This window comes from Nitratireductor sp. B36 (assembly GCF_020833685.1).
Taxonomy (GTDB): Bacteria; Pseudomonadota; Alphaproteobacteria; order Rhizobiales; family Rhizobiaceae; genus Nitratireductor.
The window spans coordinates 543,778-568,901 of sequence record NZ_JACKZY010000001.1; the positions used below are offsets into that span (position 1 = coordinate 543,778).

21 protein-coding genes and 2 pseudogenes are annotated in these 25,124 nt (G+C 59.3%); 7 read left to right on the forward strand and 16 right to left on the reverse strand.

Annotated elements, in window-relative coordinates:
• Positions 1–127: 127 nt before the first annotated feature.
• Complete coding sequence (locus tag H7H48_RS02790) at positions 128–1,048, reverse strand: LysR family transcriptional regulator (RefSeq protein ID WP_229447283.1); 921 nt, start codon at positions 1,046–1,048, stop codon at positions 128–130.
• A gap of 194 nt (positions 1,049–1,242) precedes the next feature.
• Between H7H48_RS02790 and H7H48_RS02795 the strand changes: the two genes are divergently transcribed.
• Together H7H48_RS02795 and fabF are read left to right on the forward strand one after the other, a co-directional pair.
• The gene (locus H7H48_RS02795; RefSeq protein ID WP_042061242.1) at positions 1,243–1,752 is read left to right on the forward strand and encodes a helix-turn-helix domain-containing protein; all 510 of its coding nucleotides are present in this window, start codon (positions 1,243–1,245) and stop codon (positions 1,750–1,752) included.
• 4 nt (positions 1,753–1,756) lie between these two features.
• The gene (gene fabF, locus H7H48_RS02800; RefSeq protein ID WP_229447284.1) at positions 1,757–3,019 is read left to right on the forward strand and encodes a beta-ketoacyl-ACP synthase II; all 1,263 of its coding nucleotides are present in this window, start codon (positions 1,757–1,759) and stop codon (positions 3,017–3,019) included.
• Positions 3,020–3,053: 34 nt separating this feature from the next.
• Here the strand turns inward: fabF and H7H48_RS02805 are convergent, their stop codons facing one another.
• Positions 3,054–3,971, reverse strand: a complete 918-nt coding sequence (locus tag H7H48_RS02805; protein WP_229447285.1) for a LysR family transcriptional regulator — start codon at positions 3,969–3,971, stop codon at positions 3,054–3,056.
• 89 nt (positions 3,972–4,060) lie between these two features.
• Entirely contained in the window at positions 4,061–5,236 is a 1,176-nt protein-coding gene (gene tet(G) / locus H7H48_RS02810) for a tetracycline efflux MFS transporter Tet(G) (RefSeq protein ID WP_229447286.1), read from the reverse strand.
• A gap of 104 nt (positions 5,237–5,340) precedes the next feature.
• On the opposite strand from tet(G), the gene tetR(G) reads away from it, so the two are divergent.
• Positions 5,341–5,967 carry a tetracycline resistance transcriptional repressor TetR(G) gene (tetR(G), locus tag H7H48_RS02815; RefSeq protein ID WP_024353490.1) on the forward strand — a complete coding sequence of 209 codons (627 nt, stop codon included), beginning with the start codon at positions 5,341–5,343 and terminating at the stop codon, positions 5,965–5,967.
• Here the strand turns inward: tetR(G) and H7H48_RS02820 are convergent.
• The 10 genes and pseudogenes from H7H48_RS02820 to H7H48_RS02860 form a co-directional block, all read right to left on the reverse strand.
• Positions 5,964–6,080, reverse strand: a pseudogene (locus tag H7H48_RS02820) (DUF3363 domain-containing protein); the annotation flags it as partial. The gene tetR(G) and the pseudogene H7H48_RS02820 sit on opposite strands and share 4 nt — an antisense overlap.
• A gap of 93 nt (positions 6,081–6,173) precedes the next feature.
• A complete protein-coding gene (floR, locus tag H7H48_RS02825) occupies positions 6,174–7,388 on the reverse strand; it encodes a chloramphenicol/florfenicol efflux MFS transporter FloR (RefSeq protein ID WP_229447287.1) in 1,215 nt (404 codons plus the stop codon).
• Positions 7,389–7,604: 216 nt separating this feature from the next.
• Positions 7,605–8,837 carry a DUF3363 domain-containing protein gene (locus H7H48_RS02830; RefSeq protein ID WP_255663358.1) on the reverse strand — a complete coding sequence of 411 codons (1,233 nt, stop codon included), beginning with the start codon at positions 8,835–8,837 and terminating at the stop codon, positions 7,605–7,607.
• Between the two features lie 75 nt (positions 8,838–8,912).
• Positions 8,913–9,512, reverse strand: a pseudogene (locus H7H48_RS20130) (relaxase/mobilization nuclease domain-containing protein); the annotation flags it as partial.
• A gap of 460 nt (positions 9,513–9,972) precedes the next feature.
• The gene (locus H7H48_RS02835; RefSeq protein ID WP_370633300.1) at positions 9,973–10,926 is read right to left on the reverse strand and encodes a lytic transglycosylase domain-containing protein; all 954 of its coding nucleotides are present in this window, start codon (positions 10,924–10,926) and stop codon (positions 9,973–9,975) included.
• On the reverse strand, positions 10,923–11,258 hold the full coding sequence (locus H7H48_RS02840; RefSeq protein WP_229447288.1) for a DUF736 domain-containing protein: 336 nt from the start codon (positions 11,256–11,258) through the stop codon (positions 10,923–10,925). The genes H7H48_RS02835 and H7H48_RS02840 overlap by 4 nt, the downstream gene beginning before the upstream one ends.
• A gap of 37 nt (positions 11,259–11,295) precedes the next feature.
• A complete protein-coding gene (locus tag H7H48_RS02845; protein ID WP_229447289.1) occupies positions 11,296–11,841 on the reverse strand; it encodes a S26 family signal peptidase in 546 nt (181 codons plus the stop codon).
• Positions 11,838–12,356: a DUF2840 domain-containing protein gene (locus tag H7H48_RS02850; protein WP_229447290.1), complete on the reverse strand. Its 519-nt coding sequence runs from the start codon at positions 12,354–12,356 to the stop codon at positions 11,838–11,840. The genes H7H48_RS02845 and H7H48_RS02850 overlap by 4 nt, the downstream gene beginning before the upstream one ends.
• Before the next feature lie 58 nt (positions 12,357–12,414).
• A complete protein-coding gene (locus H7H48_RS02855; protein ID WP_229447291.1) occupies positions 12,415–13,491 on the reverse strand; it encodes a replication initiator protein A in 1,077 nt (358 codons plus the stop codon).
• Positions 13,492–13,761, reverse strand: a complete 270-nt coding sequence (locus H7H48_RS02860) for an AlpA family transcriptional regulator (RefSeq protein WP_229447292.1) — start codon at positions 13,759–13,761, stop codon at positions 13,492–13,494.
• 468 nt (positions 13,762–14,229) lie between these two features.
• Here H7H48_RS02860 and H7H48_RS02865 point away from each other — a divergent pair, with 468 nt between their 5' ends.
• Positions 14,230–14,517 (forward strand): DNA -binding domain-containing protein, encoded by a 288-nt coding sequence (locus H7H48_RS02865; protein ID WP_229448072.1) that lies wholly within the window; start codon positions 14,230–14,232, stop codon positions 14,515–14,517.
• Between the two features lie 16 nt (positions 14,518–14,533).
• Here H7H48_RS02865 and H7H48_RS02870 read toward each other — a convergent pair whose 3' ends face one another.
• The 3 genes from H7H48_RS02870 to H7H48_RS02880 form a co-directional block, all read right to left on the reverse strand.
• Positions 14,534–15,055: a DUF2285 domain-containing protein gene (locus H7H48_RS02870; RefSeq protein ID WP_229447293.1), complete on the reverse strand. Its 522-nt coding sequence runs from the start codon at positions 15,053–15,055 to the stop codon at positions 14,534–14,536.
• 46 nt (positions 15,056–15,101) lie between these two features.
• Complete coding sequence (locus H7H48_RS02875; protein ID WP_229447294.1) at positions 15,102–15,317, reverse strand: transcriptional regulator domain-containing protein; 216 nt, start codon at positions 15,315–15,317, stop codon at positions 15,102–15,104.
• A 194-nt stretch (positions 15,318–15,511) separates the two neighbouring features.
• On the reverse strand, positions 15,512–16,039 hold the full coding sequence (locus H7H48_RS02880) for an antirestriction protein ArdA (RefSeq protein ID WP_229447295.1): 528 nt from the start codon (positions 16,037–16,039) through the stop codon (positions 15,512–15,514).
• Between the two features lie 632 nt (positions 16,040–16,671).
• Here H7H48_RS02880 and H7H48_RS02885 point away from each other — a divergent pair.
• The 3 genes from H7H48_RS02885 to H7H48_RS02895 are packed head-to-tail and all read left to right on the forward strand — an operon-like array spanning position 16,672 to position 25,051.
• Positions 16,672–21,549, forward strand: a complete 4,878-nt coding sequence (locus tag H7H48_RS02885; RefSeq protein WP_229447296.1) for a type ISP restriction/modification enzyme — start codon at positions 16,672–16,674, stop codon at positions 21,547–21,549.
• Positions 21,546–22,967 carry an SIR2 family protein gene (locus tag H7H48_RS02890; RefSeq protein WP_229447297.1) on the forward strand — a complete coding sequence of 474 codons (1,422 nt, stop codon included), beginning with the start codon at positions 21,546–21,548 and terminating at the stop codon, positions 22,965–22,967. The genes H7H48_RS02885 and H7H48_RS02890 overlap by 4 nt, the downstream gene beginning before the upstream one ends.
• Positions 22,967–25,051, forward strand: coding sequence for an ATP-binding protein (locus tag H7H48_RS02895; RefSeq protein ID WP_229447298.1), 2,085 nt, complete (start codon positions 22,967–22,969; stop codon positions 25,049–25,051). Before H7H48_RS02890 ends, H7H48_RS02895 begins: the two co-directional genes overlap by 1 nt.
• Positions 25,052–25,124: the final 73 nt, after the last annotated feature.

The window sequence follows — 25,124 nt, forward strand, 5'->3', positions numbered from 1 at the left end:
GGGCAACAGGAAAGAGGATGCCGGAGGGCTACCGGATACTATCGGCGGCAAATAGGATGGGTTGCCTCGGGACCGTCCCCTATGCTGGTGCCTATACCGTCTGGTTGAAACGAATCGGGGCTGAAAGTCAGTCGGGGCGGGCGATCCGGCCCATGTCGTTGGCGAGGGTGAGCAGGTTGCGAAGCGCGGCGCTGCGGTTGGACGGCGACCAGATCGCCGAGAACGTGATCGGCTCCGGCTCGTCCGCGAAGGGTAGGAAAAATATGCCGGACGTGGGCAGCAGCGCCGTAGCTACTCCGACGATGGTGATGCCGAAGCCCTGTCCGACCATGGACAGCAGCGCGCCACGCCCCACGTCGAAGCGCAGGATTGACGGCGCGGGCCAGCGCCCGGCATGGCGCAGCACGATATGGCTATGAACCTGCGGACCTGTGCCGCCATGCCGGACAAGAAACGTCTCGCCTGCCAGATCGGCCCATGTGACGGCCGACTGCCCGGCGAGTGGATGCCGCTCCGGTAGCACCGCTAAGAGCGGTTCAGTCCATATGCGCCGGGAATGGCAGTCGGGCAGTTCGGGCGTGCCCGCGACAAACACCACGTCCAGCCGGTCGGCGCGAAGCTGCATCACCGCTTCGCGAGCTGTCCCTTCCGTCATCTCGACTTCAACGCCGGGATGGTCCTCGCGGTATTGGCCGATCAGCTTTGCGAGGAAGCTGTGCGGGATCAGGGCATGGATACCGATACGAAGCCGGCCGCTTTCTCCCGCTGCCGCCATGCCGGCGGTCTTCACTGCATGGTCCAGTTGATCGACGCCGGCCGCTATCCGCTCGACGAAGTGGTGTCCGGCCTCGGTCAGTCGGACGCCGCGCGCGTGACGCTCGAACAGAAGGATGCCAAGGTCTTCTTCCAGCGCCTTCACGCGGGCGCTGACGCTGGATTGCGCCACGCCGAGCGCATTGGCGGCGTGGCGGAAGTTCAGATATTCGGCGACGGCGAGTGTCTGGATCAGCGATGCGAGGGGGATACGCGATCCGAGCGTGGTCGGCATACCCCATGGGCAACCATCCATCGGTGCTGATCGCCGCCGCATCGCTCAAATGCCACTACAGTGCTTTGTTCCACGCCGTAGCAGACGCAGGTGCTTGGCTCCCTTAGAATGACGCATTGGATTACCCCTCCTACTTGTCGCCTACTGCGCATAAGTGACTTGCATGATGGAAGTTACACCATTATAGATGTGTCATGCAACGAACAAGCTTTCTGTCATTCGAGTGTCCCGCAGCCCGAGCGCTGGAAAGCGTCGGTGACTGGTGGAGCATCCTGATCCTGCGAGACGCCTTCCAAGGGCTTAGCAAATTCGATGAATTCGAGAAGAATCTCGGTATTTCCGCGAACATTTTGGCGAGGCGATTGAAGCATCTCACGGCGGAAGGACTGTTTGAAAGGCAACGATACAATGATCATCCGCCTCGATTTGAATACGTCCTTACCGACAAGGGGCGAGATTTCTATCCGGTAGCAATCGCCCTGTTCGCATGGGGGAACCGGAACCTTGCGCCCAATGAAATAGCCATGCGCCTTGGTGACAAGAAAACCGGACAGGAGAGGACCGCCGTTATCATCGACGCGAATACAGGAGAAGCAATCACTCCCGAAAACACCGTTCTTCTGGCAGGCCCCGCCGCAACAGAGGAAACGATGCGCGTCATAAATCGCATGAAGCGAATAAGCTCAGAAAAAGAAACGGAATAATCCAATGCGCCGAATTGTTGTAACCGGCATGGGTTTAGTTGGCCCCCTTGGTTCTGGCACTGAAATAAGCTGGAAAAGACTCCTCGACGGGAAATCGGGAATCAGGAATTTGCCTGATGAAATCTCCAATGATCTACCGGTGAAAATCGGGGGAATCGTTCCCAGCCTGATTGAAGATTCCGAAGCCGGTTTTGATCCAGATTTAATCGTTGACACAAAGGATCAACGAAAAATGGATCGCTTCATTCTGTTTGCACTTGCGGCCGCGAAGGAGGCTCTTGAAACGGCAGGATGGCATCCCACGAGCGACTACGAACGTGAGCGCACGGCGACAATTATCGCCTCTGGTATAGGCGGGTTTCCTGCTATCGCTTCGGCAGTTCGCATAACGGATACACGGGGAGCACGGAGGCTCTCACCGTTTACCGTGCCGTCGTTTCTTGCCAACCTTGCAGCAGGACACGTTACCATCAGGCATGGATTTACAGGCCCAATTGGCACGCCTGTAACCGCCTGCGCTGCGAGCGTTCAGGCCATCGGGGACGCCGCGCGGCTGATACGCTCCAACGAAGCCGATATCGCTCTGTGCGGTGGAGCAGAAGCGTGCATTGACAAGGTTAGTCTCGGGGCATTTGCTGCCGCGCGAGCACTATCTACCGGCTACAATACTACACCGGAAATGGCGTCAAGGCCGTTCGACACCGAGCGCGATGGTTTCGTAATGTCCGAAGGGGCGGGTCTGATCGTCATAGAAGAATTGGAACATGCCCTTGCTCGGGGTGCCAAACCCATAGCCGAATTGGTAGGATACGGCACAAGCGCTGATGCATACCATGTGACTGCCGGTCCAGAGGACGGTCGAGGCGCGGCCCGTGCAATGAAAATCGCGCTACAAAGTGCCGGTTTGAAGCCCAACGATGTTCAACATCTGAACGCTCATTCAACCTCCACCCCCGTAGGGGATCGAGGAGAAATAGCCGCGATAAAATCCGTTTTTGGCGATCATGATGTAGCTGTAAGCGCCACGAAGTCAGCGACGGGACACTTACTCGGTGCCGCTGGCGGCATTGAGGCGATCTTCACGATACTCGCCTTACGGGATCAAATCGCTCCCCCAACGAGAAATTTGGAGAGCCCCGATCCTATTGCCGTAGGTATCGATCTGGTTCGCCAATCTGCACGGCCTGTTCTCATGGAACATGCCATTTCCAACGGATTCGGCTTTGGCGGCGTTAATGCAAGTGTCGCTTTCCGGCGATGGCAATAACAGTCCCGGACGGTGCTTCCGCGACCACTTCGGCTCACGCCCTCGCTATCCGTGGCAGTACTGAATTCGTGCAGACCTGCCGGCCCATGTCGTTGGCGAGGCTGAGCAGGTTACGAAGCGCCGCGCTGCGGTTGGACGGCGACCAGACAGCCGAGAAGGCGACCGGCTCCGGCTCGTCGGCGAAGGGCAAGAAGACAATGCCGGTTGACGGCAACAGCGCCGTGGCCGCACTGACGATGGTGATACCGAAGCCCTGTCCGACCATGGACAGCAGCGCGCCGCGCCCCACGTCGAAGCGCAGGATCGACGGCGCGGGCCAGAGTCTGGCATGGCGCAGCACGATATGGCTATGAACTTGCGGGCCAGTGCCGCCATGCCGAACAAGGAACGCCTCGCCCGCCAGATCGGCCCATGTAACGGCCGACCGCTCGGCGAGCGGATGCCGTTCCGGTAGCACCGCCAAGAGCGGTTCGGTCCATGTGCGACGGGAATGGCAGTCGGGTGGTTGGGGCGTGCCCGCGACGAACGCCACGTCCAACCTGCCGGCGCGAAGCTGCACCACCGCTTCACGGGCCGGGCCTTCGGCGATCTCGACTTCAACATCGGGGTGATCCTTGCGGTATTGGCCGATCAGCTTTGCGAGGAAGCTATGCGGAATAAGGGCATGGATACCGATACGAAGCCGGCCGCTTTCTCCGGCTGCCGCCATGCCGGCGGTTTTCACCGCGTGGTCGAGTTGGTCAATACCTACGGCTATCCGCTCGACGAAATGGCGTCCGGCCTCGGTCAGCCGAACGCCGCGCGCATGACGCTCGAACAAGAGGATGCCGAGGTCTTCTTCCAGTGCCTTCACGCGGGCGCTGACGCTGGACTGTGCAACGCCGAGCGCATTGGCGGCGTGACGGAAGTTGAGATATTCGGCGACAGCGAGAGTGTGAACTAAGGTCATCATTGGCACTCGCCCCGAAAGGAGATGATTGCTCAACGGATTTAATCCGTCATTTCTCGTAAGTCTACGCATACCAATTCGCCATGACTCAATCACAATGAAGTTGCGAAAGGTCTGCGTAGTATTGGCAGACATATTAAATAGAGGATCGCGCCGACAATCCAAACCCAACCGTTCCATGCTCCTACGGTGGCAGAATAGAGTGCCGTGAAGCCAAGCGGTCCCGCGATAGAGCTTAGATTGGTGAGGCTTGTAAGCGTTCCCTGTAAAGCTCCTTGCTTGTTACTGCTGACAATATTTGAAAGCATTGCCTGCAAGGCCGGCATGCCAACACCTCCGGCGGCAAGCAGCAACAAAATCGGGAACACCATCCATCCCTGCGTGGCAAAAGCCAGAAGAATGAAGCCAGTCGCATCCGCAGCCATGCCAAACAGTAGCGTGCGCCGTTCTCCAAGCCGGCTTGAAAGAGGGCCGGTAACAAACGCCTGAAAAATCGCGTGTGTTGCTCCAAACGCCGCGAGCGACAAGCCAACGGTCGTGGTGTTCCACTGAAAACGATCCTCGCCATATATGACCCATAGGGCCGCAGGGACCTGGCCGATCAGTTGAATAATGAAGAAAACTGCGAAAAGGGCCACTAGCCCGCGCAATGCATCATCCAGCCGGACCAGAACGAATGGTTTGATGCGAACCGGCTTTCCGGTCTCGCCATCGCCGCGACGAGTCTCCCTGAGGAAAATGCAGGCTAGCAGGAACGCGAAGCCGTTGAGAAGGGCAGCGGCGATAAACGGAGCATGGGCAGAAATACCACCGAGCATACCACCAAGTGCTGGCCCGGCAATCATGCCTGCCCCATAACAGGCCCCCATGTAGCCGAACCAGCGTGCGCGAGAACCTTCCCCCGTCGAATCCGCAATGGTTGAGGCAGCTACAGCTCCGGTTGCGCCCGTGATGCCGGAGACGAGCCGGCCGATATAGAGCACCCATAAGACCGGCGCTGATGCCATAATCGTGTAATCGACTGCGGCTCCCGCAAGGGAAGCCAGAAGCATCGGACGCCGACCGTAAGCATCTGAAAATTGTCCAAGCACGGGCGCGAAGATGACCTGCATCAACGCATAGAGTGACAGCAAGGCACCATAGTGACCAGCGACCTGCTCCGCCGGCACAAGCTCGCGCAGAAGCGTCGGAAGGACCGGCATGATGAGGCCGAGTCCCATGGCGTCGAGACTGACGATCAGCAGGGCGATGATGGCAGAGCTGCGCACCTGAAACTCCAGCGCCGCTCAATGCGAGCGACTTTATCAATGATAAGGACATGGACATAGAACTTATCGGTGATAAATTGTCAAGCGTTGGCGAAGGAACGTGAATGACCAAACTGGACAAGGGCACCGTGATCGCAGCGGCGCTGGAGCTGCTGAACGAGGTTGGCATGGACAACCTGACGACGCGAAAGCTCGCTGAACGCCTCAAGGTTCAGCAGCCTGCGCTTTACTGGCATTTCCAGAACAAGCGCGCGCTGCTTGACGCACTGGCCGAGGCAATGCTGACGGAACGCCACACCCGCTCGCTACCCGAAGAGAACGAAGACTGGCGGCTATTCCTGAAAGAGAACGCCCAGAGTTTCAGAACGGCGTTGCTCTATTATCGCGACGGGGCGCGCATCCATGCCGGCACTCGACCGACAGAACCGAATTTTGGCGCTGCCGAGACACAAATACGCTTTCTCTGCGCGGCGGGCTTTGGTCCGAAGCACGCTGTTTGGGCGCTCCGGGCGGTCAGTCACTATGTGGTCGGTTCCGTTCTCGAGCAGCAGGCATCTGATGCCGATGAGAGAGTTCCGGACAGGCCAGATGTGTCCGAGCAAGCACCGTCGTCCTTCCTGCACGATCTGTTTCACGAGTTGGAAACAGACGGCATGGATGCTGCGTTCAATTTCGGACTCGACAGCCTCATCGCTGGTTTCGAGCGGCTGCGTTCATCTACAACAGATTAGAGGCTTATGCCCCTTTGCCGCCCCAACTGCCACGACACCGATCCGCTTTGCACGACGCCTATGACCTCACGGCCGAGCTGGCGGTCGATGACCGGCCGCCACGGGACAAGGGAAATGAGCGGTATCTTGCCGGACAGGATACCGCCATTCACAAGGTTTCGATGATTATTGCGCCGCATCGGAGCGGGCTTGCTTCCAGTCGTCTGCTAGACGACTGGCGACTTCTCGGTGGCAGCATCACGGGATCGAAGGAGCGCCAGCCCCAACGACACCAGCACTGCCATTGCCGTGGCGTAACAAATCACGGGCCACGCTGTATCGCCGTTTAACAGCGTCACCGCCAATGTCCCGACGATACTGACTATCAGGCTTTGGATGCAGAAGTAGAACGCAACCGCTGATCCAGCGATGTCGTCGAACTGCGCAAGTGCGCCGTTGGCGGTAACGGACACCGTGAAGACAATGCCGATCGCGACAACCCACATCGGCAGGATGAAGCTGAAAAATGACGGCGATCCGAAAAGTTGGCCGATCCCCAACAGGATCGCGCCGGAAACGAGCAACGCCATCCCGCGCGCTACGCATCCCGCGATACCCCATTTGGCAACGAAGGACTTTGCGAAGCGGGTTGTCGTGACCATGACCAGCGCGACAGTCGCGAAGGCCAAGCTAAATCCGATCTCGGAATAGCCGGCTTGGCCTATGAGAACACGGGGGGCTGTCGAGAAGAAAACGAAGAATGTGCCCATGCCGGCACTAAATCCGACTGTGTAAACCCAAAAGGCCGGACTCGCGAAGATCGGCAAAACAGATCGTTGCGTTCTGGCCTGATCCAACGGTCGGGTTTCATGCCACCTGAAACTGGCGTTCAAGAGTGCGAGCGAAGCCAGTGCAGCCAGTGTGATGAAGATCGCCTGCCATCCCCAAAACTCGCCGATCAGCGCACCGGCTATAGGGCCGAGCGCAGGCACGAACGCCAGCATCGAACTGAAAAGGCCGTAGATGACGGCACCTTCGGGACGATTGGCATATACGTCGCGCACGGTCGCGAAGGTGGCCACCAGCATGGCCGATGCTCCAACTGCCTGAACCAGACGAAACGCAACAAAGGCTAATGCAGTTGAAGAACAAGCCGCTCCCAGAGACGCAGCAACGAAAGCCGTTGCGCCTACAAGCAGGATCGGCCGTCGCCCGACGCGATCGGAGAGTGGCCCAAAGATCACTTGGCCCACACCGAGCATCACCATGTAGAGGCTCAACGTGAGTTGGATTATGGATGGAGTCGTGTTCAGGACGCCCGGCATCGCCGGAACGACTGGAAGATAAATATCCATCGCCAGCGAGGCGAGGATGTCGAAGGGAGCCATAAGCAGCAAGGCTGCCGGCAGCGTATAGGCCCACGCGGGGCGTGTGGTGGTCATGACGAATCAACCGCTCGATTAAGGATACCGGGCAGCGTCTGCTCGTCAGCAATCAGATGGGATTGGTCTTACAGAGCGCCGCAACAACAATTCTGATGTTGCGGCTTACTTGTCTGCTGACTTGGAATTTCCCATGCTGATGGCTCCACGATTACGAAATTGAATAGCAGCTCTTATCGAATTAGTTGTTGCGTTGCAATGCGGTATCGTTGGCTCCTATAGCCCCACCCCCCGCTGCCGCCCTAACTGCCACGACACCGAACCGCCCTGCATGATACCCGCGACCTCGCGGCCGAGCTGGCGGTCGATGATCGGCCGCCACGGGACAAGGGTGAACTCGTGGCTCTTTTCCACGATGGCGAACTTGCCGCTCGTTAGCTGGACAGTCCCGGTGAACTTGCCGCTGACACTCTCACCATCCTTGGCGGCGCGGAACGGCAGCGCCTTGCCCTCGGCCATCTCCGCACCGGCGCGCGCAACTTCCCGCTCGCGCAGGGTGGCGAGAAGATTGCGCCGGTAGAAGATTCGGCCGTCCCTGTTGCGCGTGGCGTCGCGCTGTTCGATATGATGCTCGCGGCGCTGGTCCATGGCTTCGCGCACCTGCTGGCCGAAACCGGCCGGCGCAAGGTCGGCCGTTTCCCCATGGACCAATCGCCGGTCCAGCCATGTTGCGCCGTCCGAACGTATCTGCCTTTCCAGATTGACAGGGGACAGGACGCGCACGCTGGCCTGCCGGTCGCGGCCGGCGTCATGGGCGGCGGCGCGGCTGACCAGATCATCGGGGATGCGCCATTGGTCGGCGTCGATCCGTTCGACGATCTCGGCGCGGCGCAGCGCCTCCAGCCGGCGGACATGGGCATCGACATAGCCCTCATAGTCGCCGCCCGGAACGCGGCCCTCGAATTTCGCCTGCTCCAGATGGCGGCTCGGCCGATAGATGCCGTCCTCGGCGATGGCAGTGATAGTGCGGTCTGACGGCCGGGCCGTCGCCTCGGCCGGGCCGATCTGGACGACGCTGCCGATGCGGGCGTCTCCCAGCCGCTCGGGCGCAATGTCGGCGATGTGATGCGTCCGCCCGTCGATCCCGTCCACCACGATTGTCAGGTTCTCGCCCAACTCATCGGACAGATGCTTGTCCACGACGCGGCCGACGATGGGCGTCTCGGGCGCTCCGTCATGGATTTGGAAACTCATGGGATCGCGTTCGCCGCCCTGCGGGCCGAGTGCCTTCTGCATGGTGCGGATAATGTCGCCGCGCTCGCCCAGCTCGCGCAGGGCCGGCTCCATGTCCTTGCTCAACTCCCAAACGCCGGGCGCGTGCTCGGTCGCCAGCCCCATCTTCTCCAGCTTGGCAAGACGGCGCAGACGCAGCGTCCGCTCGAACTGCCGTTTCGACTCTGCCGGTTCATGGCGCAGGTCGAGGAAACGGGCATCGGCTTCCTCGGCCATGGCGCGGTCGATCCGGGTGAAACGGTCTTGGTCGATTTCGGCGGACAGCTTGCGGGTCTGCTCGATCTCGGTCACGGGGCCGAGTTCCAGACTGGCAAGCTCGCTGGCGCGCTCGCGCAGGCCGGCCGAAAGATAGTCGCCGTTGATGACTAGATCCCCGCCGGTATCGTCGCGGCCGTTGACGACGATATGCACATGGGGATGGCCGGTGTTGTAGTGACTGACGGCAACCCAATCGAGTTTCGTGCCGAGGTCGGCTTCCACCTGTTTCATGAAATCGCGGGTATAGGCGGTCAGGTCCGACAGCTCCGCGCCGTCCTCCGGCGAGACGATGAACCTGAATTGATGGCGGTCGTCCTTGCCGCGATCAAGGAAGGCGTCAGCATCGGCGCGGTCCTCGGTCGCCGAATAGAGCTGGCCGCGCTCGCCGTCGCGTGACGTGCCGTCGCGCTGGACATATCGCAGATGCGCGCGGGCGCGTCCGCCCTTCCACGCGGCTCGGACGCTGCGCTGCTTGACGATCACGCGGCGGCTGCCGGGCTGGCGATGATGCCATTGGCCGGAGATGTTGCGGGCGCGCACGAAGCTCGCGCCCCGGCCGCGCTTCACGCCCTTGCCGCTGGCGACCACGGCGCGGGACCGCCCCGGCAGTGACGGGCGGGCGGATGACAGCATGAAAGGGTCGCGGGAGGCCGCTGCCTGATGCTGCCGGGTGATCTTCTTGACCTGCGTGAAAAAGCTCTTGGTCTTGCCGGCCTTCGGCGTGTCGGATCGGATGCGGCCGGGCTTCGGGCGGAAGCGGTTTTCGTCGTCGGCGCTCAAGGGCGCGACTCCTGCCAAAACCGCCGGAAAACGGCCGATATGGGCCTATGGTGCCGCTCGAAACCCTGCAAAGCCAAGGCTTTGCGCGAAATCGCGGCACGCGGCCCCTCAAAACCATGGTGCCGGAACCGGCAACCTAACCAGTGTGCAGACAACAATAATTTCCAGAAGCGGCCCGATATGGTGCCGTCTTCTTTAATCTTGCCCTCCGCCCTTTCTGCCTTTTCTGCCCCTCCTGCCGGGAATCCAGCCGGGCGCAAACCTGCCCGACTGGATGCCGAAACTAGCGCCGCCGAGTGCGGGAACGCCGTCCTCATGGCGTTCCTCCGTCGCTCGCGCTTGCCACGAAAATGCTGCCGCCCTGCGACTCCGCATCGGCGGGATCGCGCGCCGGAACATTCGCGCGGGCCGCGCCAGATTGCGCCTCGGACGGCGGCGCGGCGGCAGCCCGCGTGTCGTCCGGGCGCATGACGAATAGCGGTGCCTCGCGCCAATCGGGCGGCGGTGCCGGTGGTTGCAACGGCGCATCCGATGGAGCCGCGCCGCCAAGGATCGGGGCGAGCGCGGCGACATAGGCGCGTGTCTCGGCGGGAAGCGGGCGGCCCGTCGCGCGGTGCTCGTCGTAGCGGCCGGGGCCGGCGTTATAGGCCGCAAGCATCGCGCCGACATTGCCGTAGCGGTCGAACATCTCGCGCAGATAGGCCGTGCCTGCGAGGATGTTGTCGCGCGGGTCGTAGGGATCGCGGCCGAGGCCGTAGCGGACGCGCAGGCCCGCCCATGTGTCGGGCATCACCTGCATCAATCCCATCGCGCCGGCCGACGAAACCGCGCGCACATCGCCCGCGCTCTCGGCGCGTAGCACCGCGACGATCCAATGCTCCGGTATGCCGAAACGCTGCGACGCCTCGGCGATGTGAGCCGCATAGGGATGGGCGGCGGCCGGGCGCTCGACGGGCGCGGATTGCGCGACCGCGACGCCCGATCCGGCGCAGACGGAAAGCGCGCCGGCCACTATCAGGACGGCATAATGCCATGCAGTCCTGTCTCCGCTTCGACACCAGCTTGCCAGCGTGCTCGCTGCGGTCAAGGGCAAGGCGCACGCGCGGGCCGTCTGGTCACCGAGCGGGACGAATGGGGTGAGCGGTGACGGCGGCAGCGCCGCCGGCAAAATGCTCCGGTGGAGCATTTTGAACCGCGAACACGGCTTCGCGAACAAAGGGATGCCGATCCTTGACCGGATGACGGGCCGGACGCGCGCGGCCGTCATTCCTCATCCTCGATCTTCCGGGCGTGCTTCCAACGCAGGGTCCAGACCGAAGGATCGTCGTTGGACTGGAACAGCTTGGCGCGGATCGGGAACGGAAAGATCGGTCCCTCCAGCCGCACCGACACGAAGTCGCCGGCATTTTCGCTGGAGTCTTTCCATGCCGGGCCGGCGTCCGGGCCGTCCTCGCTATCGAGGCGCACGCGATAGTCGGGCGCGTTCTTCACGTCGCTCGGCTTGGCCGGGACGATGAACAGTTTTTCGTGGAGGCCGAGCGAATGAAGCTCTCCGGCATAGCCGGTTTCGGTGCAGGTGAAGGTGCCTATTTCTGCCATGGGAAATCTCCTGTGGTTCGGCTTTCGGGGAATGGTTTCAGTGCGTCGGCGCGCGCCACTCGTAGCGGCCGACGCCTTCCTCATCGGTCCAGAGTGGGACCGCTCGGCCGATAACGGAAGTTGTGGGGATGGGTCCGAAATAGCGGCCGTCGAGGCTGTCGCGGACTTCCCAATTCATGAGGAAAAGCTGATCGTCGCCGATGACGCGGCAGCCCTGCCAGACGGGCAGATCGCGGCCGAGGCTGTCGCGCTCCAGCGCCTCGCCCATCTCGATCCCATTCACCGTGATTGTGCGGCCGGTGCGGCAAACCCGCTGTTCCGGCAGGCCCAAGACACGCTTCAACAGCGGGACGCCGCGCGCGACATAGCCGCCCTCGGCCATGAAGGCGGCGAGCGGTTCGGGCGGCATGACGGCGACCAACTCGGGCACGTCGATCCGCTCGGCCGGCTCGACGGTGTAGAAGCCGATGGGCGCGCTGGCCGTCGCGTTCCAGATGAGTTTCACGGGCCAATCGACGGCGCTGGCGGCGGCGATGCCGATGGCGGCGAGCGCCGTCACCGTGAGGGTGCGGCGGCGCGTCATGGCTCGATCCTTCGGCGGTGAAGCCACGCGGCATGTCGCTCGGGCGTGTAGGCGTGCGGCTCCAGATTGGCGGTCAAACGGTTGTGGACATGCCGCCAGTGCTCCGGTGCGGCGTCGGCCGGATCGAGGCCGAGCGATTCCACGGCGTCGATGGCGGCAAGCCCGCGCTGCACCTTCGGCCAACCGTCGAGCCGCAACAGGATTTCGCCGCCGGGGCGGACGAAGGGCAATGTCTGAAACGGTTCACCACGCCCGATGGCCCGCACAATGTCGATGCGCGAAATGATCGTGCCATGCTCGCCCTTCGCCCATCGGACGAAGGCAAAGACGCTGCCCGGCGCGAAGCCGACGACGCTGCGGCGGCGGTCGATGATCTGCTCGTAGCTCTTGCGGCCGAAGCGTATCCAGTGCTCGACCTTGCGTTTCTCGAAGGTCAGCTCGACCAATGTTGTGAAGGGCGCAGGCCCGTCCGGCAGCGGACGGCCGTGCGCGCTGCGGTGGGCGCGACGGGTCATTGTTCGTCTCCGGGGATATGCTGGGAGCTGCACGGGCGCAGCGCGTTGGGCGCGGCCGTCATGGCTCACCCTTCCGGGCAGAACCGGCACCACGCCTCGCCTGCGCGCGCGTCAAAGAAAAAGAGTTAGATTCTCTGTTAGATAAGTTAGCGGTCGGATTCCGCGTTTCAGGCCAAAGCGTTAGCTGCGGTTCGTGCGCCTGATGTGCCGATAGTGATGCGCCTGATGTGCCGATACCCCGTGCGCCCGATGTGCCGATGGTATTAACAGGGTTATCAACAGTGCCTGTGGACAGGATTTCGGGGCGGATGCGCAGCAGCTCGCGGCCTTCCTCCCGCTCGATCTGGAGACGGTAGCCGGGGAGTTGTTGGCGGGCCGCGATCCGGCGCAGGTCGAGCGCGAAGTCGGACGGCCGGGCGAGGCTGCCGGATTTCTGATGAAGGTGCGCGACCTCGAAAATCCAGCCGTGGTGCTGGTGCCCGGCGTGCTTTCTGGCGACGCGGTAAAGCCATCGCTCGATGCCGCCAGTCAGTCGGAAATAGGCCGGGTCGATGGTCAGGACCAGCGAACGGTCGATAACGCTGTTGTAGAACCATTCGGGCAGGACGAACTCCATGCCCTCGACGCGGCCGGCGCGCGTCGTCATTTCCTCCCACTCATTGATCCATGAGAATTGCCGGCGACGCCAATGCGGGCCGTTGCGGATGGTGGTGGCAATGACGGTCGATTGCAGGCGCGCGAGCGCGGCTTTCAGGAGCAGATATTGCCGGTTGCCGGTAGGCCGCCCGATGGCGCGCAACAGATGGTAGGGCGTGAAGCGGAAGAAGCGCGACGTGGTGAGGCCGTTGTTCTCGGCCGCGACGATCTGCGACGCGGCCCATATCAGCACATCGGCATCCCATATCGTCGCCATGCCGTGTTCGGGCATGGCGAGCACCTGCACCTCTACATCGGCGGCCTTGTAGAGAATCGGCTTGGTGCGCAGCGTCTTCGCCAGCGAGAAGAACGGCCGTTCCATCAAATCGCGCTGGTCGCGCGGCGCGGCATCGCCGGTTGCAACCACGAAGGGGGCGAGGCGGCTGCGCTCGCTGGCGTCGGCAGGCTGCGCGGGTCTATGGTCGTCGTCGCGCAACATTCAGCAATCGCCCCGTTCTTCGGGCGTGAGCGGACGCGCGGGAAAGACGGTGCCGGCGGTCTTGTCGCGGGTGGATTTGCGCTCGCCCGCCGCGCTCCAGTTCTCCAGATCGCGGACGGTGTAGAGGACGCGCCCGCCGACCTTGCGATAGGTTGGGCCGGTGCCGTAGGTGCGATGTTTCTCAAGGGTGCGGATGGATATGCCGAGGAAGCGCGCGGCTTCCTTAGTGCGCAACAGGCGCGGGGGCAGGCCCGCGAGCGGGTTGGACATGGATCACCTCCGGTTCGTCAGGATTCCGGCTGTCGGGGGCGACAGCGGACTGTGGCGAACCATGGAGAGGGATCGGCGGCGCGTAGCGTGCCGCATTTGCGCCTATGCGCTGGCGGCACCCCCTGCGGGCGGTGCGCGGCCAATAGATGACGGATTTCAGCGGCTCATCGCCTGCCGCGCTGAATAGGCGAAGACATTCGCACGCGGTTCGGCTAAGAATGTGGGTGGAGCAGACGCGCTGCTCTGGGGCGTCGAAACCCCTCTGTTACCGGTTGGTGCCGGCCGTGACGGCACCAAACTCCTTGACCTTATGGTCGGGGAGCCTGTGGCGTATACAACAGGCTTTCCGAGCTAAAGGCCATGGGGCCGTGTAACAGCGGTTTCGAACTCCCCGATCACCAAGAGTCAGAGAGAATCGTTTGCGGGGGCGCACCGCAGACAAAGCCTGTCGGATGCGGGGGAATGACTATGCGGGTTCCCGTCGAACTCGATCCCGATGTAGATGATGAAGCGCCGACCGGCGACACAATAACCGTTTATGACGAACGGCATTTCGTGACTTATCTGCGACTGCTGGATGCGAAGGCCGAGGGCGCGGACTGGAAGGAAGTCGCGCGGATCGTGCTGCACCGCGATCCGGCTGCCGAGGAACTTCGGACCTATCGTTGCTGGCAAAGTCATCTCGAACGCGCGCAATGGCTATCGCGTGAGGGCTATCGCAAGATTCTGGAGCAGGCGGCAGCCAACAAGGCGTGAGGGCCATGTCTCCCGGTTAACGCTTGCCGGGCTTGATCGGGTAGTGAAGCAGCAAGCGATAGCCGCCGCGCATCATCTTGATACCGTGCGCGACCAGGCGGCGGGCCTTGTTCTTGCGCGGATCGTTCTCAAAGTCTTCCTTGGTGCCCCGAAAGCCGAGCAGGACTTCGGCGATGGTGCGATAGCTCTCGCCGCGCAGCCGGGCGTCGAGCGCGCGCAGGGACAGGATATGCCATTGCCGGAGCTGCGCGGGAACGGCCCGGAAGTTGGGACCGGGCGCGCGACCGTTGAGGGATCGCCACAAGCGGCGTGCCGCATGCGTTCGTAGCTCCAGAAATGAATCCATCTGCAGCGTGACGGCATAAAACGCGGCGGCGTCGGGCGTTGCCTCGGGCAGCCAGAATTGATGCGCGACGCCATCCACCTGCCAGATGCCGTGCCAGCCATCGGCCGCGCGGCGCAGGTCGAGGCCGTCGAGATGCGCCAGCGTCAATATTGGTTCGGTGTCGCCGTCCCTATGCTCGACCGGCGAAAGCATCACCGCTTGCGGATGAAGGCTAGGACTCCAGATTGGTGGCGGCCCGTCATGCGGCGCGTCGGGATCGCACGGGAAATCGCAAACCCCAGCGATGCGCGAACGCTTCAAGGTCGCGGGCAGCCGCCCCTCCGGTCGATGCGATGGTCTGGCAGTCCCGACGATATTCGTCGTTGCGGCGCAAATATTCCCAAGCGAAACCAGCGGCAGGGATGTGCTTTGTGTGCCCGTATGCCGCCGGAGATCGCCAATCGATGCTGAGCATGGCGTCACCTCCCCAAGCCGGGATGCTAGGCAGCGCCCGGCAAAAAGAGGTTCAAGGATCACTGGAAATATAGAACCCGCTCAAAGCAGATACCTTGAGCGGCTAACCCGATCATTATTTGGTGTTTTTAGCTTGGCGGCAGCCGGTGCTTTCGAGATGCCTGCCCGTATGAGCACGGACAGGCAGTCATGTTTTCACCTGTTGGAAAACACATGCACCTCCCCGTGTGCGGTTTCGATGGTGAACAGGTCGCCGCTCATTTCTGCGTCGCGCGCCATCGCGTCCCAATCGACATAGTAGCGCAGCGCCTCGAGGATCGTGACGCTTTGAGTGGTCAACTCCTCCATATAGTCGGCAAGGCTGGCGAACTGGCCGTGATAGCAGTCCTCCAAGGTGGATTCGGCTTGGCCCATGTCGCCGCTGAACTGCTCCAGCAGGCCCGCGCCAAGTGCGCCATGTTCTGCGATGAAAGCGCCCATGCGTGCTACGGTGTCGATGCCCGCATATTCGCTGATCGCGACGCCCTCGAAGCCCTCATAATCATGGATGGCATATTCCTCCGCGTGCTCGATGGGAGACCGTGCGAGCATGGCCGCGATCTCGTCCCTGATTTCGTCCACGTCCTGATCCGCGTCGATCCACGCTCCATGCAAATAGCCGTTATTATAGGCGGCAAGGCACGCAACATAGATGCGAGGATTGCTGTCGGCTGCGCTGGTCATGTCTCTGTTCCTTCGGGTTTGGGGTTCAGAGCAGCGAAGCGCCGCTCCTGAACTCTTGCCCGTCGGCGAGACCGGGGTAGTAAGATGCCAGACAACCCTTTGGCACCGTGGAATAAATAGAGGGGACCCGCTTGCGGGGAGCGGGCCGTTTATGCCGCGAAAGGCCGGAGAGTTTTCTTGCGCCGCGCGAGGGCAGCGCCCTTAGAAATAGCTATCAGATGGGACGCGGCGAAAGCCGCGCGGGCCCGCAGGCGAACGCGCTCACAGATTGCGTGGTAGAGAGCTGGACGGCCGCTAGACGAATTCACCGTGTTTGCTGGCGGCAAGCATACCCTCAGGGCTGGTTTTTGTGTATCCGCCGGATACACTACGAATTATGAAAAAAGACGCCGGTATGCGAATCAGGATCGAGCGCGAGCTGCGGGATGAATTCCTTGCAACCTGTCAGGTTCTGGATCGGCCTGCCGCGCAGGTCATACGGGAGTTCATGCGCGATTTTGTCCGTAGGAACAGCGCGCCGTCGGACGCGCAACCCGCAACGAAACCGAACGTGACGATGCGCTAATGGAACAGGCACGAATGCCGGTTCCGGCGCTACAGGTGAATGCCCGAACAGGGGCTTGGGGGAAGACATGGCCGAACAGACGCTGCAATCGCTTTTGCAGACCTACCGTGATGCAGCGCGTACCGAGCGGGAAAAGGGAACATATTTCGAGCGTTTCGCCATCGCCTACCTCACCCATGATCCGATCCAGCTTGAACAGTATGAGCAGGTTCAGACCTTCAAGGATTGGGCCGACGCCAACGGCTGGGATGCCCGCGACACCGGAATCGACCTTGTAGCCAAGCTTCGCGACGAAGACGGCTTCGCCGCGATCCAGTGCAAATTCTATGATGCTGCCTACCGCATCAGGAAAGAGGACATCGACAGCTTCATATCGGCATCGGGCAAGGCCCCGTTCAAACGGCGCGTCATTATTGACAGCACCGAAAAGGCTTGGAGCGAGAACGCCGAAACCATGATCCGTGGGCAGGCCATCCCCGTCCTTCGGATCAGCCTTTCGGAAATGCAGGAAAGCCCGATCCGCTGGGAAACCTTCGCGGCCAAGGGCGAAGTGGTGCTGGCAGACAAAAAGAAGCTGCGCGAACACCAGCAGGACGCCTTGCGTGAGGTGCGCGCCGGACTGGCCGAAGCCGATCGCGGCAAGCTCATCATGGCCTGCGGAACAGGCAAGACCTTTACCAGCCTCAAGATCGCCGAAGACCTGGCCGGCGAAGGAAAGCTTGTCCTGTTCCTTGTGCCGTCCCTTGCCCTGATGTCGCAGACGGTACGCGAGTGGACAGCGGACACCGAAACCCCGTTGCGATCCTTCGCGGTATGTTCCGATACGCAGGTGGGCAAGCGCCGTCAGAGCAATGATGACATTGCCGAAATCGACGTGCTGGACCTCGCATTCCCTGCCACGACCAATGCCGCCAAGCTTTCCGAAAGCGCGGGCGAGGCCGTGCCGGACAAGATGACCGTGGTGTTTGCAACCTACCAATCCATTCAGGTTGTCGCAGACGCGCAGCAGAAGCACGGCCTGCCGGAATTCGACCTCATCGTTTGCGACGAGGCGCACCGTACCACGGGCGCAACTCTGGCGGGCGAGGACGAATCCAATTTCGTCAAAGTCCATTCCAACGACATCATTCGCGGCAGGAAGCGCCTCTATATGACGGCCACGCCGCGCATCTTCGGCGACAACGTGAAGAGCCGTGCCGATGAAGCCGATGCTGTTCTGACTTCCATGGATGACGAGAAGCTGTTCGGCAAAACACTGTTTTACCGTGGCTTCTCATGGGCGGTGCAGAACAACCTTTTGACCGACTACAAGGTTGTCGTGCTGGCAATGGATGAAGGGCTTGTCAGCTCGGCGATCCAGAAGCGCCTTGGTGACGGCAGTTCCGAGCTTGTCCTTGATGACGCGACCAAGATCATCGGCTGTTACAAAGCCCTGACCAAAGCCGACATGAAAGCCGATGTTGCCACCGATCCACATCCCATGCGCCGGGCATTGGCGTTCTGCAAAGACATCCGCAGCTCCAAGCTGATCCGTGACGAGTTCGGCACGGTTGTCGATGAATATCTCGACTACACCGACGAAGACGGCGCCGAAAGCAGATTGTCCCTGCGGTGCGAGATCGAACACGTTGATGGCACGTTCAACGCCAAGTCCCGTGGCGCATTACTCGACTGGCTGAAAGCCGATGCAGGCGACGATATCTGCCGTATCCTGACCAATGCGCGCTGCCTGTCCGAAGGCGTGGACGTTCCGGCGCTCGACGCCATCATGTTCCTTCATCCGCGCAAGAGTCAGATTGATGTTGTCCAATCGGTCGGGCGCGTGATGCGCCGCGCCGAGGGTAAGAAGATGGGATATGTCATCCTACCCGTTGGCGTCCCCGCAGGCGTTCCGGCGGAACAGGCGTTGAACGACAACGAGAAGTATCGCGTTGTCTGGCAAATCCTCAACGCCTTGCGCGCCCATGATGATCGGTTTGATGCGACCATCAACAAGGCATCGCTTGGGCAGGATGTTAGCAACGCGATCGAGATCATCGGCGTCACCCAGAATGCCGAATTGCAGGCAGTCACTGCCGTTGTGGAAGACCTGCCGACGCGCTCGAAACCCGAACGGTCGGGCATCGGCACACCGGGGCGCGATCCGATCGTCACCGGCGAGGTGCAGGGCGAGCTTGCCTTCTCCGTTGACGAATTCTCCCGCGCCATCATGGCGAAGATCGTCAAGAAGTGCGGCACCCGTGATTATTGGGAAGATTGGGCGACCAACATCGCCGAAATCGCCAAGAACCATATCAGTCGTCTGAAAGGCATCCTTGCCGATCCGGACACCGAAGCCCGCCGTGCCTTCGATGAATTCCACGGCGAGCTGAAAGACGACCTCAATGACAGCATCACCGAAGATGATGCCGTCGAAATGCTGGCGCAGCACATCATCACCCGTCCGGTGTTCGAGGTGCTGTTTGAAGGCCATCAGTTCACCAGCGAAAACCCAGTCTCCCGCGCCATGCAACGTGTTCTGGACGTGCTGGACGAAGCCAATCTCGACAAGGAATCCAAAGACCTCGAAAAATTCTATGCCAGTGTGCGATTGCGCGCGTCGGGCATCACCGATCCGCAGGCCAAGCAGCGGCTGATTGTCGAGCTTTACGACAAGTTCTTCCGCAAAGCCTTCCCGCGCACGACCGAGAAATTGGGCATCGTCTATACGCCGGTCGAAATCGTGGACTTCATCATCCATTCAGTGAATGAGGTTTTGCAGCAGGAATTCGGGCAGACACTTGGCTCGGAAGGCGTCCACATCATCGACCCGTTCACGGGGACCGGCACGTTTATCACGCGCTTGCTGCAATCCGGCCTGATCGCGCCGGAGGAAATGGAACATAAGTTCCGGCATGAAATCCACGCCAACGAGATTATTTTGCTGGCCTACTACATCGCCGCCATCAACATCGAAGCGGTCTATCACGGCATCATGGGTGGCGACTATGTGCCGTTCGAGGGCATCTGCCTGACCGACACTTTCCAGATGTACGAGAGCGATGACCTGATATCGCGTTACATGCCGGATAACTCGGAACGGCGGAAGCGACAGAAGGCCACGGATATTCGCGTGATCGTGGGGAACCCGCCGTATTCCGGACAGCAAGGTAGCGAAAACGAGAATAATAAGAATACCGTCTATCCCGGTTTGGATGCGCGAATTCGGGACACCTACGCCAAGGCTTCCAGTTCGAAGCTCGCGAAGAGCAATTACGATTCCTATGTTCGCGCCATTCGATGGGCTTCGGATAGGATCAAGGACAAGGGTGTCGTTGCATTTGTCACCAACGGCTCTTTTATCGACGCCAAGAACATGGACGGTCTGCGTAAATCTTTGACCGACGAGTTCGGCAATATCTATGTCTTTGACCTGCGCGGCGACCAGAGAACTTCCGGAGAAGCGTCCCGTCGTGAGGGTGGAAAAGTCTTTGGATCAGGTTCACGCACGCCTGTTGCTATCACGCTGATGATTAAAAGCCCTGAGATGCCACCGGCTGGCGAACTTAAATACTATGATATAGGCGACTATCTAAGCCGGGAGGAAAAGCTAAAAGTCATCGATGGCTTAGGCTCGATCGCCAGTATCAACTGGAAGCGGATTGTTCCCAACGAAAATGCGGATTGGATCAATCAGCGAGACCCGGCCTTCCAGAGCTTCCTGCCGTTGGCCGAACGCGATGGTCAAAGCGGTCAGTCTGTTTTCGTGTCAAACTCCTATGGGGTCGTCACCAACCGCGATCCATGGGTGTACAACAGTTCTATTCCTGCCCTTGAAGCGTCGGTTGGCCGTCTCGTCGTAGCGTTCAACGAAGAGAGCGAAAAGTACCGAGAAGCATGCGACGGTCTTGCCAAAGAGAGCTGGCCCGCGCTCGCGGATGTGGTGTCAAACGATCCAAAGCGCATCAGTTGGTCGCGCGCGCTTAAGAAGGATGCTGAACGAGGTAAGCTTATCGAGTTCAATGCCGGAAGCGTCATCGCCGCTGCACACAGGCCGTTCGGACGGCAGTTTATGTATTTTGATCGCCGCCTCAATGAGATGGTCAATCTGACCAAACGGATGTTCCCGACCGCCGCCCATCAGAATGTTGTCATTTCTTGTACCGGCGTAACTGACCGTAAGGGTTTTTCCTGCCTCGTCACCGACCAAGTGCCAAGCATGCACCTGACTGACACGGGCATGTGTTATCCGCTTTACTATTATGAAGAGCGAAACAAGGCGAACGGCGATCTCTTCGAAGGTAACGCGGACGAAGCCTATGGGCGTCGTGATGGAATTTCCGACTGGTCGCTCGACCTGTTCCAGAGCTACTTTCGCGATCAGTCGATCCGCAAAGAGGATATATTCTGGTACACGTATGGCATACTTCATTCGCCGGAATATCGGCAGAATTTCCAATCCGATCTTCAAAAGGTCCATCCGCGCCTGCCTATGGCCGGTGACTTTTACGCTTTCAGGGAGGCAGGGCGCGCCCTTGGCGTCCTGCATCTGAATTTTGATGGGGTGGAGCCATACCCTGTAACATTTAAACAGGGCGATCTACGATTTGCTAACATCGGGAACCCAGAAGCGTTCTTCCGTGTAACCGGCATGAAATTTGGTGGAAAGCGAAGCTCTATCGATAAGAGTACCGTCATCTACAATGCCAACATCACCATGCAGGACATCCCGCTTGAGGCGTACGATTATGTCGTCAACGGTAAGTCTGCCCTTGAATGGGTAATGGAACGTCAGTGCGTAAAGACGGACAAGGACAGCGGCATCGAAAATGACGCTAACCGCTATGCCATCGAAACCGTTGGCAATCCGGCCTATCCGCTGGAACTTTTCCAGCGCGTCATCACCGTCAGCTTGGAGACGATGAAAATCGTCCGCAGCCTCCCGGCGTTGGAGATCGAGTCATGACGGAGCTGTGCAAATATAAGCTTTTGTCGCCGGTCTCCGCAGGTGAAGGCGATGATCTTTTGGCAGATAAATCCCCCGAAGACGGGCTGCGACGGGTGCAGGCGCTGCTCGCAGACTGGCTCCGAATGGAAAATGTTGTCGTTCTGACCGCAGCAGGCACATCGTTCAGTGCTGGCGGGAGATTGATGGCTGGGCCAAGGGCGAACAATCTCGAATGTTTGGTTTTGGGTGCTGTCGAGAATTGCCAACTCGCAGATGATGTGCAGGCCATCATCCGCCAGCGAAAAGCGCAGTGGCCCCCCAAAGTAGATTCTGGACCTCTGGGCTTTGAGGATTGGCTAAGCTACCTCTTCAACGCCTCGGAGCTTTCGAAGCCCGAGAAATCTCCCATCAGTACGGTGAAATGGAAAGGAGAAGATAGCATCGGTTTGGATTGCAATGTCGTTCTCGGTGATGAAGACCTAAAGTTACTGAGAAAGCTGATCGAGAGAGCAATTTATGCCGAATGCGCTCTTGAGATCGATCGCAGCGAGCTCTCTGACCTAAGCGCCCAAAATACCACAGGGCATATCCCGTTTCTGGCCAAACTCATCGCCCGCGACACCAATCTTGGCCGCACACACCTTTTCACACTCAACTACGACACCCTGTTCGAGCAGGCGATGGAAGAGCTGGGCATTCAATATTTCGATGGCTTTACCGGCAAAGCAAATTCGCGGTTTGACCCCTCCGTCTATGGGTTGGATATCTACTATCCGGGTGATGTGGCGGAAGGGCGTGTCCGTCGTTTCGATAAGTTTCTCCAATTTTATAAGCTACACGGTTCTATCCACTGGCAGCCAGATGAGCGTGGCCTTGTGCGCGCCCGCCATAGGGAACTTGGATTTGCGAAGCAGTACCGACAAGCAGGCGCTGAACAGAAAGCTGCACTGCTTGCGTCCCCTGAATTTGAGGGAATAGATTCATTCGGAATTCTGCCAACGTCGCAAAAGTTTACGAAGACGCTGGATATGCCCTACGCGCATCTGTTCCGACTTTTCCACGCTCGCCTGAATCAGCCGCAAACCTTTTTGCTGGTATTGGGGTATGGGTTTGGTGACGATCATGTAACCCGCATCATTGAAACGGCACTTATGAACCCGTCACTGGTGTTGCTGGTCGTGGAGCCGAATCCCGGTAGTGCAATCGTCGGGCGCATCCGCAGCTATCAGAGTTTGGGACAGCGTGCTTTCGTGTTGACCGAGCGCGTCGGTGAAGGTGCTGCTTGTTCCTATAATGTCGCAACCTTCTCTGATTTCGCGCAGAACATCATGCCGGATGTGAAGTGGCTCGATGATTACAAACATCTTCGTAGCTTTGAGGAGCAGCTTCGTAAAACTCAGGAACGGCAGCCTGACGGGAAAACGGAGGCCGTTTGATGGAACAGCCGCGCGTCATCGGCCACGTCGTTTCGGTAAATGGATTTCGACTCAAGGTTGAGTTGTCGCAGGATGCGAAATCGTCCTCTCGTGCGACGCCCGATGGCGTGCAGCGTGCGGTTGCAATCAATTCGTTTCTGACTTTTGACCTTGGGGCGGGTTCCCATGCGATCGGTATGCTCAGCGACCTCGAAGCGCGTGAGAGCTATGATCCGACACGGGATGAAGAACTGTCCCTTGAGCTGACCAAGCCGCGCCGAATTGCTTCTGTGCAGCTCCTTGGCACTGTGCGCCATTTGGGAAAAAATAAATGGAAGTTCGATACCGGAATTACCGTTCTTCCGACATTGGACACGCCTGCCGAGGTTGCAAATCCAGAAATTTTGTCGGGTATTTTTGCTCATCCACCTCAGCGGAACCGTCCGCATGGTTGGGCTGACAAGCCTTTTGATTTTGCTCTGGAGATCGGGCACCAAACAGGTGACGAGAATACCAAGGTCAGGGCATCCTTTAATGACCTATTTTCCCGGCCGCTCGCGGTTGTAGGAAATACCGGATCTGGAAAATCCTACACGGTTGCCAGCCTAATCCGGGGTATCGGAGAGCATGATGGATTTGGTTCAGATGCGGAGGCCGATCCCCATATTTTCATCCTTGATATCAATGGCGAATACGCAAACGCATTTCTTGATCCCACCAAGACAACCTATCAGCGCGAACCTAACCGAGTTTACCTCAACGGAGAGGAGTTCTGTCTCCCCGCGTGGTTGATGAACGGCGAAGAACTTTGCGAATGGCTTCAAGCATCTGAAGCAACGCAGGAGCCTGTGCTGAAGGATTGGTGGGCGATTGCGAAAATATCCGGCTCTGGCATCGGAGCTTATGACCCGCTTCAAATTGCTGTCTCGAAGATCGATGCTGCATTCGAGTGGATGGATAGGCAGGGAAATAAGAACAATAACGGCTTTAAAATCCAACTCGATCAAGCATCGGAATATGTCACGAACATAGATTGGAGCGAAATAAAATCGCTTCCAAAGTGGAGCGGTTTCGGTGATTGGGACTCGTTGACCAATGAAAAGGCCGTTCGAGACAAGCTTGTAGAAGTCCGATCCAACCTGCTTACAGCGATTTCCGATCGGCAGAATGAAGGTATCAACTTCGCAAAGTCAGCAGATTCTCCGCGCTTTGTTGCGGTTGCTGAGTTCCGTGACCCCCGCCTTGTCGATCGAACAACGGATCAGGAAAGCGGAAAAAAGATTGACCAGTATCTGACGACGTTGAAGCTGCGTCTGCGCACCCGTCTTGACGACAGGCGATGGCAGTCGCTTTTCAGCTACGAGAAGCAGAGCATTAGCAGCTTTCAGGGCTGGATGGAGAAGCTGGGGGTCGGAAAGAGAACTGGTCCCCGTGTGTCGGTGCTCGACTTTTCCATGTTGGCATCCGAGGTTTTGCCATTCGCATGTGCGCTGTTGGGGCGGTTGTTGCTCGAAGCACGAGAAATGCTTCGCCCAGATACGCGAAGTCAGTATCCGTGGGTTTTGGTTCTGGAAGAGGCGCATAACTATGCCCGCCCCGCTGGCAAGGTCGAAGATCGAGGTCAGGCACTTTCGCGGCGTGCATTTGAACGAGTTGCGAAAGAGGGACGGAAATTCGGGCTATCGCTCATCGTCGCTAGTCAGAGGCCGAGCGAGATTAGCCCTACCATTATAAGCCAGTGCGCCAACTTTTTTTCGCACCGTTTACAGAACCCCGATGATATCGATCATTTCCGACGAATAATTCCAAAGCAAGCGCAGCGTATGCTGGATCAGGTAACAGTTCTCGCTGCTGGTGAAGCTATCGTTTTTGGTAGCGCATTGCATGTTCCGGTGCGCGTCCAGATCAGATTGCCGAAACGAGAGCCATGGAGTGCAACAGCAGCTCCATATATTGATTGGGCTAAGGGCGATGCGTTTCCATTGGCTGAGGTGGTTGAGAGCTGGGGTCTAAAGCCAATTCCTGAATCAGAGAAGTCAGAATCTTCTCAAGTTCCGGATGTACCTTCTGCGTCAACAGAATTGGATGATGAGATTCCGTTTTGATTACGTAATTTATCTGAAAATGTTAACGCTTGGTCATTTGTATTGGCAAATTAGTTATAAATAAATAGTTTGG

Excerpts from the sequence above, each read along its gene's own strand:
- H7H48_RS02790 (WP_229447283.1), bottom strand. The coding sequence starts at position 1,048 with ATGCCGACCACGCTCGGATCGCGTATCCCCCTCGCATCGCTGATCCAG.
- H7H48_RS02795 (WP_042061242.1), top strand. The coding sequence starts at position 1,243 with ATGCAACGAACAAGCTTTCTGTCATTCGAGTGTCCCGCAGCCCGAGCG.
- fabF (WP_229447284.1), top strand. The coding sequence starts at position 1,757 with ATGCGCCGAATTGTTGTAACCGGCATGGGTTTAGTTGGCCCCCTTGGT.
- H7H48_RS02805 (WP_229447285.1), bottom strand. The coding sequence starts at position 3,971 with ATGATGACCTTAGTTCACACTCTCGCTGTCGCCGAATATCTCAACTTC.
- floR (WP_229447287.1), bottom strand. The coding sequence starts at position 7,388 with ATGACCACCACACGCCCCGCGTGGGCCTATACGCTGCCGGCAGCCTTG.
- H7H48_RS02830 (WP_255663358.1), bottom strand. The coding sequence starts at position 8,837 with ATGGCCGAGGAAGCCGATGCCCGTTTCCTCGACCTGCGCCATGAACCG.
- H7H48_RS02835 (WP_370633300.1), bottom strand. The coding sequence starts at position 10,926 with ATGACGGCCGCGCGCGTCCGGCCCGTCATCCGGTCAAGGATCGGCATC.
- H7H48_RS02840 (WP_229447288.1), bottom strand. The coding sequence starts at position 11,258 with ATGGCAGAAATAGGCACCTTCACCTGCACCGAAACCGGCTATGCCGGA.
- H7H48_RS02845 (WP_229447289.1), bottom strand. The coding sequence starts at position 11,841 with ATGACGCGCCGCCGCACCCTCACGGTGACGGCGCTCGCCGCCATCGGC.
- H7H48_RS02850 (WP_229447290.1), bottom strand. The coding sequence starts at position 12,356 with ATGACCCGTCGCGCCCACCGCAGCGCGCACGGCCGTCCGCTGCCGGAC.
- H7H48_RS02855 (WP_229447291.1), bottom strand. The coding sequence starts at position 13,491 with ATGTTGCGCGACGACGACCATAGACCCGCGCAGCCTGCCGACGCCAGC.
- H7H48_RS02860 (WP_229447292.1), bottom strand. The coding sequence starts at position 13,761 with ATGTCCAACCCGCTCGCGGGCCTGCCCCCGCGCCTGTTGCGCACTAAG.
- H7H48_RS02865 (WP_229448072.1), top strand. The coding sequence starts at position 14,230 with ATGCGGGTTCCCGTCGAACTCGATCCCGATGTAGATGATGAAGCGCCG.
- H7H48_RS02870 (WP_229447293.1), bottom strand. The coding sequence starts at position 15,055 with ATGCTTTCGCCGGTCGAGCATAGGGACGGCGACACCGAACCAATATTG.
- H7H48_RS02875 (WP_229447294.1), bottom strand. The coding sequence starts at position 15,317 with ATGCTCAGCATCGATTGGCGATCTCCGGCGGCATACGGGCACACAAAG.
- H7H48_RS02880 (WP_229447295.1), bottom strand. The coding sequence starts at position 16,039 with ATGACCAGCGCAGCCGACAGCAATCCTCGCATCTATGTTGCGTGCCTT.
- H7H48_RS02885 (WP_229447296.1), top strand. The coding sequence starts at position 16,672 with ATGGCCGAACAGACGCTGCAATCGCTTTTGCAGACCTACCGTGATGCA.
- H7H48_RS02890 (WP_229447297.1), top strand. The coding sequence starts at position 21,546 with ATGACGGAGCTGTGCAAATATAAGCTTTTGTCGCCGGTCTCCGCAGGT.
- H7H48_RS02895 (WP_229447298.1), top strand. The coding sequence starts at position 22,967 with ATGGAACAGCCGCGCGTCATCGGCCACGTCGTTTCGGTAAATGGATTT.